13 protein-coding genes are annotated in these 13,993 nt (G+C 47.5%); 6 read left to right on the plus strand and 7 right to left on the minus strand.

Going from position 1 to position 13,993, the window contains the following annotated elements:
- Nucleotides 1-58: 58 nt before the first annotated feature.
- Together HMPREF0178_RS09000 and HMPREF0178_RS09005 are read right to left on the minus strand one after the other, a co-directional pair.
- A complete protein-coding gene (locus HMPREF0178_RS09000) occupies nt 59-1,249 on the minus strand; it encodes a DegT/DnrJ/EryC1/StrS aminotransferase family protein (protein WP_009380313.1) in 1,191 nt (396 codons plus the stop codon).
- A gap of 174 nt (nt 1,250-1,423) precedes the next feature.
- Entirely contained in the window at nt 1,424-2,497 is a 1,074-nt protein-coding gene (locus HMPREF0178_RS09005) for an iron-containing alcohol dehydrogenase family protein (RefSeq protein WP_009380315.1), read from the minus strand.
- A gap of 128 nt (nt 2,498-2,625) precedes the next feature.
- On the opposite strand from HMPREF0178_RS09005, the gene HMPREF0178_RS09010 reads away from it, so the two are divergent.
- The 6 genes from HMPREF0178_RS09010 (at nt 2,626) to HMPREF0178_RS20465 (ending at nt 6,590) form a co-directional block, all read left to right on the plus strand.
- Nucleotides 2,626-3,648 carry an NAD(P)H-dependent glycerol-3-phosphate dehydrogenase gene (locus HMPREF0178_RS09010; protein WP_009380317.1) on the plus strand — a complete coding sequence of 341 codons (1,023 nt, stop codon included), beginning with the start codon at nt 2,626-2,628 and terminating at the stop codon, nt 3,646-3,648.
- Between the two features lie 827 nt (nt 3,649-4,475).
- Nucleotides 4,476-5,075, plus strand: a complete 600-nt coding sequence (locus tag HMPREF0178_RS21990) for a DUF5058 family protein (RefSeq protein ID WP_009380319.1) — start codon at nt 4,476-4,478, stop codon at nt 5,073-5,075.
- Nucleotides 5,076-5,078: 3 nt separating this feature from the next.
- Complete coding sequence (locus tag HMPREF0178_RS22805; RefSeq protein ID WP_255344669.1) at nt 5,079-5,204, plus strand: hypothetical protein; 126 nt, start codon at nt 5,079-5,081, stop codon at nt 5,202-5,204.
- Between the two features lie 39 nt (nt 5,205-5,243).
- Nucleotides 5,244-5,540 (plus strand): hypothetical protein, encoded by a 297-nt coding sequence (locus tag HMPREF0178_RS21995; RefSeq protein ID WP_009380321.1) that lies wholly within the window; start codon nt 5,244-5,246, stop codon nt 5,538-5,540.
- 23 nt (nt 5,541-5,563) lie between these two features.
- Entirely contained in the window at nt 5,564-6,247 is a 684-nt protein-coding gene (locus tag HMPREF0178_RS20460) for a hypothetical protein (RefSeq protein WP_009380323.1), read from the plus strand.
- A gap of 109 nt (nt 6,248-6,356) precedes the next feature.
- A complete protein-coding gene (locus HMPREF0178_RS20465; protein ID WP_009380324.1) occupies nt 6,357-6,590 on the plus strand; it encodes a hypothetical protein in 234 nt (77 codons plus the stop codon).
- Nucleotides 6,591-6,603: 13 nt separating this feature from the next.
- Here HMPREF0178_RS20465 and HMPREF0178_RS20470 read toward each other — a convergent pair whose 3' ends face one another.
- From HMPREF0178_RS20470 to HMPREF0178_RS09035, 5 genes are all read right to left on the minus strand, one after another.
- Complete coding sequence (locus HMPREF0178_RS20470) at nt 6,604-6,861, minus strand: hypothetical protein (RefSeq protein ID WP_050809270.1); 258 nt, start codon at nt 6,859-6,861, stop codon at nt 6,604-6,606.
- Between the two features lie 399 nt (nt 6,862-7,260).
- On the minus strand, nt 7,261-7,746 hold the full coding sequence (locus tag HMPREF0178_RS20975; protein ID WP_083832510.1) for a GtrA family protein: 486 nt from the start codon (nt 7,744-7,746) through the stop codon (nt 7,261-7,263).
- 19 nt (nt 7,747-7,765) lie between these two features.
- Nucleotides 7,766-9,979 carry a hypothetical protein gene (locus HMPREF0178_RS21520; RefSeq protein ID WP_009380326.1) on the minus strand — a complete coding sequence of 738 codons (2,214 nt, stop codon included), beginning with the start codon at nt 9,977-9,979 and terminating at the stop codon, nt 7,766-7,768.
- 155 nt (nt 9,980-10,134) lie between these two features.
- On the minus strand, nt 10,135-11,076 hold the full coding sequence (locus HMPREF0178_RS09030) for a glycosyltransferase (protein ID WP_009380328.1): 942 nt from the start codon (nt 11,074-11,076) through the stop codon (nt 10,135-10,137).
- 381 nt (nt 11,077-11,457) lie between these two features.
- The gene (locus HMPREF0178_RS09035) at nt 11,458-13,989 is read right to left on the minus strand and encodes a glycosyltransferase family 4 protein (RefSeq protein ID WP_009380330.1); all 2,532 of its coding nucleotides are present in this window, start codon (nt 13,987-13,989) and stop codon (nt 11,458-11,460) included.
- Nucleotides 13,990-13,993: the final 4 nt, after the last annotated feature.

A 13,993-nucleotide genomic window follows, 5' to 3' on the forward strand; every position in this document is an offset into this window, starting at 1 on the left:
AGGTTTGAGGGGGCGGAGGGCTTTCTTCAGAAAGGCCCTCCCGCCCCCTCCAATCTTCTCACAATTCCTCTTCCTGCCTCAAGCTTTCCAACACTTCGCGGGTGGACTTCAGCATGTAGCCGAAGTCCTCTTCGCTGAGCCAGTGCTGGAAGGGGAAGGAGATCTGGCCGTCGAAGAAGGCGTCGGCGTTGGGGCAGTTGGCTTCCCCGAGTCCGAGCTTCTTGTAGAAATCGTAGCGGTCGAGCGGGATATACTGCACCACGCACTTGATGCCCTTTTCTTCGGAAATGGCGTGCATGAAGGCGTCGCGCTTGCCGTTTTTCATGCAGCCCGCGAGCAGGTGGTAGTTGTGGCGGGTGGTGTCCTCGCGGAGGAACTCCAGCTCGGGGTAATCCTTGAGCGCGTCGATGAAACGGATGGCCCGGGCGCGCTTTTCGGCGTTGATCCGGTCGATGCGCTCAAGCATCTTGACGCCGAGGGCGCACTCGATTTCGCCGAGGCAGTAGTTGTTCGGCCAGAGCATGTCGCCGTCGAGCATGGGCATGTCCACATTGCCCATCGCGGGGGTCCAGTAGTTGGGCCGGGGCTCGGGATAGCCGCAGTGCCCGTTGTGGCGCAGGGCGGGAACCAGCGCGGCGAGCTTCGGGTCTTTGACGACCAGCATGCCGCCCTCACCGAGCGTGGTAAGGTTCTTGTGGGAATGGAACGAAAAGATTGCCATGTCGCCCCACGCGCCGGACTTGATGCCGTCGATGTCCGCGCCGATGGACTGGGCCGCGTCTTCGATGACGAGCACGTTGTGCCGCTTCGCCACTTCCATGATCGCGGGCATGTCCGCCACGTAGCCGTACAGGTGCACGACGACGATAGCTTTCGTTTTGGGCGTGATGCACTTTTCGATGGTTTCGGCGTTGACCACATGCGTGACGGGATCGACGTCCGCCCAGACGAGCTTCGCGCCCTTCTTGGCGTAGGGGTAGGCCGAGGCGGTGAAGGTGTGCGAGGGGATGACGACTTCATCGCCGGGCTTGAAGTTGCAGAGCTGCGCGGAAAGTTCAAGCGCGGACACGCCGTTCATCACCGCAAAGCAATGCTCGGCCCCGATGTACTCGCCGAACGCCTTCTGAAAGGCTTGCAGATGCTTGCCCTGCGTCAGCGGTTCCGCGTTCCGCATGGCTTCCACGACCACAGCGATCTCGTCTTCGGTGTACTTGATCGCACGTCCGCTGAAATTGACTTTGATGTCCATAAGATGTCCTGTCTCTGATTGCCCAGTGCGGAACCCAAAACGGTATAGCCGCTTCGGGTTCCCTTATGTTTTTCGGGACAATTGACGCGGCGGTGGGGGCCTCCGTCTCCCCGCTTAGCGGGTCAAGGGGCCGCATGGTCCCTCGCGGGCACAAGTCCGCCGGAGGCGCTCCCGCTAGATGCTCTTGTAACGTTCGATGAGGTTTTCTCTGGTGAGGATCTGCTTGAAGTCGGGGCCGAGGGCATTGGTGAGGGGCTTTTCGTGGACGATGCAGCCGCGATAGAGGCCTTCGTACTGCTCTTCGGTGAGATCCTTGCAGATGCCGGTGGGCAGGTTGACGCCCTGCCGTTCGATCATGGTGCGGAACTGCGTGTATTCTTTGGGGTAGATGTCCCCAAGGACGTTCAGGGCGAGGCAGTTGCCGAGGCCGTGGGCCACATGCAGGACGACGCCGAGCCCGGCGGAGAAGGGATGGATGACGCCCACGTTCCCGGCGGCCATGCCGCCGATGTAGGAGGCGATCATCATCTTTTCGCGGTTATCCTCGCTCATCATGTCGTCGGAGAGGAAAATTTCCTCGCAGAGCTGCACGGCGCGTACGGAGAAGGCGTCGATGATGGCGTTGCGGTAGCTGCCCTGAAGCGATTCGACGCAGTGCATGAAGGTATCGATGCCGGTGTAGAAATACTGGTCGCGGGGAACGGTGGCGAGCAGGTCGGGATCGAGCAGGAGCTGATCATAGACCGTGTAGTCGCTGTTCATGCCCAGTTTGAGATTTTTGGGGATGTTGGTAAGGACACAGGTGCGGGAGCACTCGGAGCCCGTGCCGGAAAGGGTCGGGATGCCGATTTTGTAGACGGCGGGATTCTTGACGAGTTCCCAGCCCTGATAGTCTTCGGCCTTGCCGGGGTTGGTGAGCAGGTTGGCGACGGCCTTGGCGGTGTCGAGGGCGTTCCCTCCGCCGATGCCCACGACGCAGCAGGGGGTGCGGCTGTCGGCGGATACGGCTTCCTTGAAGGCGTCGATGCGGGTGACTTCCGGCTCGGAACTGGAGTCGACGAAATGGAGCTGGTCGCCCTTTTCCATGGGCAGACGGCCGATCAGTTCATGATCGCGGAAGAAGTGGTCGACGAAATAGACGACCGGACCGTCCACGGCTTCGCGGCGGGGTTTCAGCAAGTCGCCGAGCTGAGCCAGAGATCCCCGCCCGAACACATAGTAAGGAACGTTTTTTGTATTGCGATACATGGTAAAAGCCTCATAGGATGATTTTAGGAAACGATAACGGGCATTGTATGTTGAATCCGCCCGGGCCGCAAGCCGGAGCAAGCGGCCCGTTCCGGCGGTTTTCCACCGATTTTTCCACGGGAGAGTGTATGTCAGGCAAAACTTCGATAGCGGTTCTCGGGGGCGGAAGCTGGGGGACGGCGCTGGCCCATCTGTTGGCCCATGCCGGGCATTCGGTGGCACTGCTGTTACGGGATGCGGAGCAGGCCGCGCACATCAACGCGCACCATGAGAACCCGCGTTACCTGCGGGGCGTACCGCTGCATCCGGGTATCCGGGCTGTTGCCGGGGATACGGGCGGTCCGGAACAGGCGGAAGTGCTGGCGGGCGTCTCCATTCTGGTCCTGTCGGTCCCTTGCCAAGCCATGCGGGGGACGCTTCGCCGGTTGGCGGGCGTTGTGCCCCCGGACTGCGTTCTTGTCAATACGGCAAAAGGAATCGAAGTTTCCGAGCTGGTTACGGTGGAGCGCATGGTCCGGGAAGAGCTGCCCGGATTCGTGGACCGCTACGCCGTCCTTTCCGGGCCGTCGTTCGCCCTTGAGGTGGCGACCTGCAAGCCCACGGCGGTGGTGCTCGGCTGCCGCGACGAGCGGCTTGGGGCGCGGCTGCGGGAAGTGTTCGCCACGCCGTGGTTCCGATCCTATTCCAGTACGGACGTGCCGGGCGTGGAGCTTGGCGGCGCGATCAAGAACGTCATCGCCATCGCCGCGGGCCTCAGCGACGGCCTCGGCTTCGGGCTGAACGCTAGGGCGGCGCTGGTCACGCGCGGCCTTGCGGAAACCAGCCGTCTCGGTGTGGCGCTTGGGGCGCGGGCGTCGACGTTCATGGGGCTTTCCGGGCTCGGGGACCTCATGCTTACCTGTTCGGGCGACCTGTCCCGTAATCGTCAGGTCGGGCTGCGCCTCGGGGCTGGAGAGTCTCTGGAAGACATCGCCTCATCCATGTGCATGGTGGCCGAGGGGGTCAAGACCACGCAGGCCGTGCACAGTCTGGCGCAGCGCCTCGGCGTGGACATGCCCGTGACCGGCACCATGTACAGCGTCTTGTATGAGGGGTTCGCGCCCCGCGAAGCTGTACAGGCCCTCATGGGAAGGCAGCTGAAGGAAGAATAACCGGGATAGCTGATGAAGGGCTGTTGTTTCTTAGCAGATCGGCGGGTGGAAGCGTTACTCCATCCGCTGTATTTTTAGGAATGAGGCGGTTCCACATAAAAAAGAGCTTGGACGGTGTCCAATCTTTCAAACGCATAATACACACTCTCCCTTTTTGTTGGTATATATACTGGTATATTACATTTTGTTTTTGTTGCATAAAGTAGATTTTTATGTATCAATTTTTCTGGTTGTATATTTTTTATAAATAAAAGATAATTTTATTATATTATGTGTTGAAAGTATTGATTTAACATATATTAGTATTGTTATTCATACTGAAAATGATTGTAGTTGATGTTTTTATGTATGTATTATATATTAATAAAATTATATATTATATCATAATTAAATGATTTAAAAATTATTAATGATAATATAATTGTCATTAAGCTCGCAATATAAACCCTATTGACAGATTTTTTGAGATGGGCATATCTAGTAATAAGCATAATACACCTTTTCATACGGTTATCACTCTTTAGTACATGTATTTTTACAGTTCTACATTTTCTCATCAGAGTAGGGTTCAGCCTTATCTTTCGAAAGCTTCTCTCTCTCTCTCTCTATATATATATATATATAATATTGCCTTCTCGTTACGGTTCTGACGCGTCGTGCGGCTTTAAAAATCCGTATTGCGTTTTAATGCCGTGTAGTTTGCCTTGTGGCCGCCTCCCGGTGGTCCGTCGATTGTCCTTGGGCAACCAGGGGGCTCTTTTGCCGTGGCGTTAGGGCGGCGGCCTCTTGAAAGAAGCGATTTTTTAACCACATTCTGGGCAGGTACAATGGAAGGGACGAATTATTTGGAAATTGCCAACAGCTTGGCGATGTGGAGCGCGGCGGGTCTGGCTGTGGCGGTGGTCTTGGTTCAGGCTTTAATTTTCAGCAAGAAATCCTACTCCACGGGGCTCGAAATGGGCCTGCCCCGCGCAGATGAAGGAGCCATCAAAAGCAGCGTCATCACCGCGTTCGGCCCCTTCAGCGCTGGATATCTCATCTCTCTGGACAAGAATACAGTCTCCTGCATTTCCGGCGGCGTGATCATGCTGGTGCTCAACATGATTGCGGACAAAAGAGCTCTCAAGTGGGTGCGGGAGTGGTCCCTCTTCTTCGCCCTGTTCGGCGGCATGATGGCCCTAAGGTGTTCCGCAGTTCCGTCCTTGCAGCACTCGACAAGAAGGATGCATCATGAGCGACAATCATGCCATATACGAAAAAGAGTACCTGCCCTTCATCATCAAGTGGGGGCGCATCACCAACGGGGCGGGGCTGCTCCTCTGTTTCTCTCCCGCGCTGGTACCCGCCTCGTCTTCGGACTCATGCCTCCGGCTTCGGCCATTCTCAGCGGCTTTTTGGCCATCACGAGTGCCGTTGGAGTGGTTTGATTTGTGGAGCCCATTTCCTATTTCCTGATCGTCGGCTTCGCCGGGACATACATGGCCTTCGTTTCCTGCAATATCAACAATCTCCGCATCCCCTGCGCCATGATTACACAAAAGGCTGCCGGAGTGTAGTCGGGGACGGATAAGGGAAGCATTGTCGCCACGCTGGGCATGGCCGTCTCCATCATCCTTGCTGCGGGGATCTTTGCGGGCGGGCAGGTGCTCCAGCAGCAGCCCGAGTTTGTCGTTAAGGCGCTTCAACTCTTGCTGCCCGCCCTGTTTAGTGCGATCTTCGTGCAGTTCGCCACGTCCAAGTTCAAGCTGGCCCCCATCATCCTCGCCCTTTGCCTGTTCCTTGCCATTGGCGTGCGTAAAGGCTTCATTCCCGGTTTTGCCTCGACGCTTATCGCGGTCTTCGTGAGTATTGCTATTGCAATCTTTTTCTACAAAAAGAATATTATCAAGTAACGTGTCTGAATATAAGAAAAAACATGATACTCGAGTGGGTAGACGCTAACCATAAGCCTTTCGACGAATTGGCGCTTGCCCATTGGAATAACCCGGAGCTCGCCTATAAAGAATATGAGGCCGTTCGCCTTCAGATGGATTTTCTGAAGAGGCGGGGGTTCTCCGTCACTCAAAAGGAGGGTATGTCCACCGCCTTTATGGCCGAGTGGGGCTCCGGGGGGCCTGTAATAGGCATTCTCGCGAGTACGACGCGTTGGGGGGGGCTCTCCCAGAATATTTCAGCCGCCAAGGAGTCTGTTTGCGAGGGTGCGCCCGGGCACGGCGGCGGGCATAACCTCTTGGGCGTCTACAGCATGTTGGCGGCTTGCGCCGTCAAAGAAGCCTTGTCTGCCGAAGGCAAAAGCGGCAGGGTGCGCTACTACGGCTGCCCTACGGAAGAGCAGCTCACGGGTAAGGCCGAAATGGCCAAGCTCGGCTATTTTGACGGGAAGGATATATCCATTACTTGGCATCTTTGGGATGTCAGTACCGTCACCGGCAGCACCATGACGGCGCTGTTTTCCGCGAAATTCCATTTCGCCGGAGGCTGGACGCAGCGCCCTCGACGTGGTGGAGCTGATGAACGTCGGGGCCAACTACCTCCGGGAACACATGGTGGATCAGAACAGGCTGCACTTTGTCATCACCAACGGCGGCTAGGCGCCTAACATTGTTCCCGCCGAGGCTGAGGTTTGGTACTTCGGGTGTTCGCCGAGTAGTGAGGAATTACAGTCTTTTTGAAAGCACCTCAATAAGATAGCCCAAGGCGCGCCCCTGATGACGGAAACAGAAGTCAGCGGGCAGCTGCTCGGCGGCTGTTACAACACGTTCCCCAACAAGGTACTGAATCGGGTACTCGACGCCAATTTGAGAACATTTGCCGGAAGCATTTCTTTCGATGCAAGCGAATTGGCTTTTGCCGCCGCGCTCCAGCAGACCTTGCCCGAAGCCCAGGTGGCGGCCTTGGCGAAACCCGTAGAGATTATGGAGTCGGATCGGATACTCGCCTAACCCCACTGTCCTATTATGATTCCGGGACCTTCATCATGGGATCGAGCGACGTCGGCGACGTGGCGAACATCATGCCCACTTTCATGCTGTGGGGCTGCGCATGGCCGGTAGGCGTCGCAGCCGGCAGGCCGTGGCCAGCACGGGAAGTTCCATCGGGCTCAAGAGCTCGGTTCAGGTGGCCCGTATACGTTCTGGCGAACGATGCATCCTTGATCGCTGAAACGAAGAAGGCGTTTATGGTAAGGCACGACGGCAAGGCGTATTGTTCCATTGAGAAGTTGCTTGGTTAGAAAATGTCTGGGGTATTTTTTGAGATAACGGGAAACAATTTTTATATCTATATGGATGGACAAGAGGGGGATAGTATTTCGTAGTGATGATGGAGGCCAATATTCATGCAGCCATCTGATATCGTCGACGATTGAATTGGATATTGCACTTGGAGCTCACAGCGTTGCGCGCGTAACTTTTACTTCGGTAAGGGCTACAATTGTGAACTTATTTATAATCTGTCCGGCACATATCTTTGCGAATTTTACTGAAGACAGGTACAGTTTTTTAGTGGATGATCGGGTTCAATTAAGAAGGTACTCGTTAATTCTTAATCTATTGTTTTTTCAGAGTATTTGGACGCAACAATTTCAACAGGTGGTTTAATTTTGAGAGTACACTATGCTGAAAAATTACCCGATCCAGAAGGGGCAAAGCTAAAATATTTATGTCCAAAAAAGTTTACCAGAAAACCGCAAATGATGCCGAAACCGTGACAGCTACCATCCATGAAGCGTGCAATCCATGCAGCGCTAGTGCCGGAAAAGCCCCATTCCGACACCAGTGTATGCAAGTCATTATGGAAGGTAAAGCTAACCACCCCATATACCACCCAATGTGCCGCTGTCGCCGCAAGCCACACAACAAGTAGACCAATGTGTGCCACTATGGCAAATTTGAGAATCATACGCCACTGAATAGCTTGGACTCCAAAAGCGTGTTTGTATGACAACAAGAAGACAAACACCATTCCGACATAATTGGCAAGAATGATACTCCAACCAAAACTGACTAGCTCAGCAAAGAGGAAGCGCGAAAAAAAATTTGCAAGAGTACCTATTACTGAAGCTTGAAGATAAAGGAAAGCCTGTCTTGAAGTGTTCATATTCTATATGAGGTTACTTTCAATTTTTAAATGAAATGCTTTTTAAAGCAATAGCTAGACTTCTATTATCTTCAGACTCACCTCTCGCTTTTGGCGATATGGCATCAGGCAAAAGAATACGAAGATGTAAATACCCCTTTTCATCTGTTGTTACTGGAATATCAATGTTTTTTGTTTTGTTGTCTATTATGTTTTTGTAAATAGAACGATTATTGCACAATATTGTTATGGTTTGCTTATCAGTATATATATCAAACAATGAAATCCTCATTTTATACTCTATTGACTTCTGTTCTTTGCCAATTTTAATTTTTTTGAATACAATTTCATTGCCAATACTCCATGTGAAATCTTTTTCACTACTGAAAATGCCATTTTTAATATACTCATCAGCATTCCATAGTGATCCAGAAAAAAATATTTTCTGATCTTTATCAAGATATGATTCAGAGATAAATATAGGTTTGTTGCTGTCTAAAATTTTATATATATTATATCGTGATATATTGATATTGTTTACTAAAATACAGTTGCTAGACGTTATCGCAAAGGCTGGTGTTTTTAATATAATATAGTCTATTTTTTGTTTTTTGTATGTTTGTTTCTGTTTATCACTCCAAATAACTGGTATATTAATACCTTCAAGACTAATGCCGTCAGCGACATTTATTTTTTCAAGTGATGATGTCAATACGTTTTTATTGGTAAGATATGTATCAAGAATTTTTGAATCCTTTGATAGAAAATTTTCAAATAATAAAAAATTACAATTATTATTATATTCTATAAAATTTTTGATGGCTATAGCCTCATTGTAATCTTCAATTGTAGTCTTATAAGTATTTTTTTGGAGTTCTATTCCATGGTAGTTGTCATATGTTTGAATGAATATTAATATAATTATAAAAGCTGTACAGATTATTTTTCCTTTTGATTCGATAAAATACATACTAATAGAAGAAGAAACGACAATTAAACACATTGTAGAGAATATTTCATTTAAGGACATGTTTGAAAAAATAAAAATAGTGTTATCAATAGTTGATCCTTTACCTATCCCACGATATAACAACGGTAAAAATAGTATTGTCAAAATAGAAATAAATAATATAGAATAATTATGATTAATTCTAATAAGGTTCTGTTCTATCAAATGTACAAATATTATAAAAAATAGAATGGTTATCCATGCAATATATCTTGTATGTACACGTGGAACTAAAGAAGGATAATCTTCTCTGATTGTAATTGTGTATGATATAATTGCAGCTGTTATTAAAATTAAAATCCATATAAAAATATAAAATTTTTTAGTAGAATAGCTCAATCTACTAAAACAAAATATAGGGGCAATCGCTGGAAGTATGTATGACATTAATAGTATATTGATAAGAAAATATACAGTTCCATATGATAGATAGTATATCTTGTCTTCACCCGCAAGAGCATCTAAGCTTTGCTGATGATATGAATTACCTAATCCCGTAAATAATGTTAATTTTAATAGTATAAAAGGGATTGTAAACCCAGTAGAAAATACTAAAATTTGATTTATATAATTACTATATTGGGGTTTACCGTGATGCTTTTTTATTATAACCCATACCAAGAGAAGAATGATATATGCTAATGGAAAGATTAATGCTATTTCTTTGCACAGATATGCAATGTATGACGAAATACCAGCGGTCAGGTTGAATATTAATATATATTTTTTATCGTTTAGCTCTTGAAATTGAAATAATTTATAAAATATACATATGACACATAAGGATAACGGAATCCATAGATTTTCACTTATGAAAGTCATTGTATATGTCATATATCCAAATAATAGATATATGAAGCAGATAGCGATTTTATATATATTATCGCGTATAAAATGTTTAGATAAATAATAAACAAAGAATACGCCTGAGCTCATTAATATCGAGTTTGTTAAAAAAATGAGAGATATTTTTGTGCTAATATTGCTAGTTGTGCAAGCTGGGACCAGAAATAGTGAATATAATATTTTTTGAAAATCAGTTGCTGCATTGTATATTGATATTCCTGTTCCATTAGCTATGCTAGAAGCAATATGGTAGTATCTAAGTTCATCTGGGTAGCACTGTATATTTAAAGGGAATCTATCTGCTATGAAAAATCGTACAAGAACGCTAATTATAAATAATAAAAAGACCACAAGTATTTCATGGGTTGCTAGTTTTTTACGTAATATATTATACTTCATAAAGGTAGGTCTGTTATATTTAGGATTTATCGTTTATAATTTATATGAATAATTAAATTTTAAATATTATATTTTTTTGAATAAATAGTTATTATATTTATAGGCAAAGTATACAGGGATAACGATTATAAAAATATTTATTTTATTGCTAGTTATTAAATATTTATATTTTTTTCATTGGTTAGTGGGGTTTGAATTAGATAAAACATTCTTTTTATCTCTCTTCTTGTCTGTGCAATTCTATCGTATAAATAACCAAAAAATAAACATAGTATGGAAAACAAACCAATAAATCCAGCAACAAATAATGTTGGAAAGCGAGGTACAAGTCCCGTTGTAATATAATTCCACACAATAGGGGTGAACAATATAAAGGATAATAATCCAGAAAAAAGAAATAGAGTGCCAAAAATAAGTAAAGGACGCTCGCTGATTATCAAATCAATGATGACTTTGAGAATTCGCCATCCATCGCGGTATGTATTTAGCTTGCTACTAGAACCTTCAGGACGGGCGGAATAGGGTGTGTCTACTTCTCCGGTACGTAGCCGCATTTGTAGGCTGTGGACAGTAAGCTCTGTCTCTGTTTCAAACCCGCTTGCCGTCGCAGCGAAACTTTTGACAAAGCGGCGGGAGAATGCACGATAGCCGGAGAGGATGTCAGTGAATGCCTGACCAAACAAAAATTCCACAGCCTTGGTAAAGAACAGATTCCCAAGGCGATGACCTGCTCGATAGGCCTCTTGGCACTGGTCCTTGCGACATCCGACCACCATATCCATTTGCTCTGACAATAGTTTTTCAACCATGGCCGGTGCGGAAGGGGCATCATAGGTTGCGTCGCCATCTACCATGACATACACATCTGCATCAATATCGGCAAACATGCGGCGAATTACGTTACCCTTACCTTGCAACATCTCTCTACGGACGACGGCTCCGCACTGTCTAGCGACTTCAAATGTGTTGTCTGTGGAGTTGTTGTCGTACACGTAAATGGTAGCCGTCGGCAGGGCAGCCTTAAAATCCGCTACGACCTTTTCAATGGCTATAGCTTCATTGTAGCAGGGGACGAGCACTGCTATACTTTTTTCCATCAGGGCTACTTCCAAATGTTAAAGGTCATTTGAGGGTGAATATGCCGCAATTAAACTGAATAAAACCAAGATGCACCGTGCAGAATCGTTCGAAGTGAGTTTGTAAACGGTGAAATTTCCTTGACCAAGCAGAGAAAGATTTCGTCTATTCATGGATAGCTCTGTGGAAAGGTGACGGAAGATCACGGTTTCTATTTCAAGAATTCAAGAAGGATAGGGCGTTCGAACACGTATGGAGTCTTAGTTGCTTAGGGCTTGCCCTCTCGTTCTCAACAGGTGTAAAACTGATACGTTACACGCTGCATCGGCGTTGCTGGCACAAAGAAATATACAGGCTTGTCTTGATGGTAAACTCTCATTGCTCAAGCTCTTCCATCCTAGTTATGAGCGACGCATAAAGCAGTTCTTTCTATATGTACTGATGATTTTTTTAATATTGGATGGAACTAGCTTTTTCAAACGTGATATTATGTTATTTTTTATTAGATATAGTGAACTTTTTGTACTCTTTGTCTGATATAATTGGGGATAAGTTTCTTCATCGGCAAATGCAGACTGCGGTACAACATTACATGACAGTGCTATATCCAGATTTTCAGTATATTTTTTTCCCAGAGATGACCAGCTGAAAAATGTACGAGCATATCGTTCAGCGAATGTAGTATCCATTTTTTGAGCATCATGTATCGCGGTGAGGAATTCCTCAATTTCACGGCAAAGGTATATATTGTCATCAATAATATGCCCGCGAGCGCCGATAGGTGTGCTAACTACGGGAATACCGCTACCCATAAAGTCCAACATCTTGAGATTTGTTCCTGAACCGCTGAACATGGGGTTCACAGCAACAGTGGCGATAGACAAATAGTGCATCTTCGTTTTGTCATCGATGGAACCGGTCAACATAACATTATAAGGCAACTGGCAATCTTTGAAATAGTCGCCAACGCTTCCGACAACAATAAATTGCCATTCCGGCAATTGGGGCGCAAGCCCGAGTATATACTCTACACTTTCAATATTGGGTTTGTGCCAGCTTCCCATAAACAGGACAATGGGTTTGTCGTAGCCAGCAGTCAGCCGTAGCTGCACACGTTCGCTCTGGGGAACAAAGCGGATGCTTTGTGTGTCGTAGCCGTTATTCACTACAAAATGCTGTGCATTGCCAAAATCCGTCTGGAAAGTATTAGCATCTGTCTCGCAGCAGAAAACCGTTACCAAGGCGTTGTGGTAAGCCTCTTTTTCTGTATCGCGTAAGAGTGTGATAAGGCGTGCTGTTTCAGCATTTTCCGTGTACATGGCCTTTTTGAGAAGCCATTCCACATTATGGGATGAAAGAATGAAAGGTTTATTTAAAAGTTTCATGAGTGGATAACAGTAGGGATGTTCCATAAGCACTGCGTCAGCGTCCTTGCTCAGTTTTTGGGCAAGTTCCACAAAGGCCGGAACAGTTTCCATATGTTCAAGGAACACGATGTCACCGGATGCTGTACCGACAGTCTTGTTGAGCTGCTCCTCAATCCTACGCCATTCTGGCGTCCTCGCTACACATGTTTCCCATACATGGGGATAGATTTCACGCCGTGGAATATCCAAATAGCTCAATGCGAGCATTTCAATGTCAAATTTTTTGGAAAGCTCCTGATACAGGTAGTATATTCTGTTTTGTCCACCTCCCTGCGGGGGAAATATCCCGTAAGTGGAGAGAGCAAGAAGCTTCTTGCGGGGGGGGGATGTGTTTTCAGGTGCGTACATGACACTACTAATGTGTTGCACCGTTTTTTCCCATGTGATGTCGGCGACTTTTTGTCTTGCTCGCAAGCCCCGCATTTTGGTCTCTTCCGGGTGTGCAGCCGCATCCCTAAAACCTTTCGCTAGGGATTCAAGGGTCGGGTCGCACAGGTAGCCTGTCTCGGGGGTGACAAATTCCGTACTTCCACCGGAATCTGTGCAGGTAATAACGGCTTTTGAACAGTGCATGGCCTCAATGGTGATCAATCCGTAATCCTCCTGCATGGGAACAAAAGGAACAGCATAGGCCCGGCTGTACAGTTCTTCTAGCTGTACATCGCTGACAAAGCCAACGAATTCAATGCGCGGATCATTATGGGCGATTTCCTGTAGATTTTTGAGGTGTGGTCCTGTTCCGGCGATTTTGAGCGGGATTGACACCTCCGCCATCAGATAAGCGCGAATGAGCATATCAAGCCGCTTAGCATAATCTAGGCGGCTTGCAGTAAAGAAATATTCCCGTGCGCTGTCGGTCAAATTCTGCAGTATCGTTGGAGGATATAGCACTTCCACCGCAGCATTTACGGGGAAATAGCTTTGGCGCCGCGCCACAGTATTGGCGATTGCCATGATCCTTCTTGCTTTACGCATAGCTCGGATATCCAGAGCGTGCAACACGCGGCGAATCAACGGACCGGGGAAGGAAAATAGGGGGGCATCCGGCCGCTCGGTCATGCGCAGATAGTCAAGCGCATCAAAGATATCCTCGATAGTTGTGGAAGAATCACCCAGAAGGTTCCAAATGTATTTGACGGAAGGTGAATATTGGACTTGGTTGGACTGCTGAGACGTGATGCCCCATAAACTAGTCGGTTGGCTGCCGTACTGGTCATAGAGTCCCCGTAGGGGGTGCAGCATATAGACAAGGTGGTTAGGATGCTGGCACATCCATGCAGGGTATTTACCAGAAATGACCATATCAAATCCGGAGAGATCAAGCTCATAAAAATATTTATAGGCGTCGACCAGATTCCAGAAGGAAAATTCATCCACGGGGAATTTAAAAAGTTCGCATGGATTCGGCGTGAATCGGTTAAATCCCGTCAACAGCCCCATCCAAAGCTTTTCTGCTCCGCCCATCATAAAAGGCTTGTGACTCGGGGCGATGATTGCGATTTTCATAGTG

The sequence above is a fragment of the Bilophila sp. 4_1_30 genome (genome assembly GCF_000224655.1).
Classification (GTDB): Bacteria; Desulfobacterota; Desulfovibrionia; order Desulfovibrionales; family Desulfovibrionaceae; genus Bilophila; species Bilophila wadsworthia.

Bases quoted from the DNA above. Each gene is read 5' to 3' on its own strand.
- HMPREF0178_RS09000 (WP_009380313.1), bottom strand. From the start codon at position 1,249: ATGGACATCAAAGTCAATTTCAGCGGACGTGCGATCAAGTACACCGAA.
- HMPREF0178_RS09005 (WP_009380315.1), bottom strand. From the start codon at position 2,497: ATGTATCGCAATACAAAAAACGTTCCTTACTATGTGTTCGGGCGGGGA.
- HMPREF0178_RS09010 (WP_009380317.1), top strand. From the start codon at position 2,626: ATGTCAGGCAAAACTTCGATAGCGGTTCTCGGGGGCGGAAGCTGGGGG.
- HMPREF0178_RS21990 (WP_009380319.1), top strand. From the start codon at position 4,476: ATGGAAGGGACGAATTATTTGGAAATTGCCAACAGCTTGGCGATGTGG.
- HMPREF0178_RS21995 (WP_009380321.1), top strand. From the start codon at position 5,244: ATGGCCGTCTCCATCATCCTTGCTGCGGGGATCTTTGCGGGCGGGCAG.
- HMPREF0178_RS20460 (WP_009380323.1), top strand. From the start codon at position 5,564: ATGATACTCGAGTGGGTAGACGCTAACCATAAGCCTTTCGACGAATTG.
- HMPREF0178_RS20465 (WP_009380324.1), top strand. From the start codon at position 6,357: ATGACGGAAACAGAAGTCAGCGGGCAGCTGCTCGGCGGCTGTTACAAC.
- HMPREF0178_RS20470 (WP_050809270.1), bottom strand. From the start codon at position 6,861: ATGGAACAATACGCCTTGCCGTCGTGCCTTACCATAAACGCCTTCTTC.
- HMPREF0178_RS20975 (WP_083832510.1), bottom strand. From the start codon at position 7,746: ATGAACACTTCAAGACAGGCTTTCCTTTATCTTCAAGCTTCAGTAATA.
- HMPREF0178_RS21520 (WP_009380326.1), bottom strand. From the start codon at position 9,979: ATGAAGTATAATATATTACGTAAAAAACTAGCAACCCATGAAATACTT.
- HMPREF0178_RS09030 (WP_009380328.1), bottom strand. From the start codon at position 11,076: ATGGAAAAAAGTATAGCAGTGCTCGTCCCCTGCTACAATGAAGCTATA.
- HMPREF0178_RS09035 (WP_009380330.1), bottom strand. From the start codon at position 13,989: ATGAAAATCGCAATCATCGCCCCGAGTCACAAGCCTTTTATGATGGGC.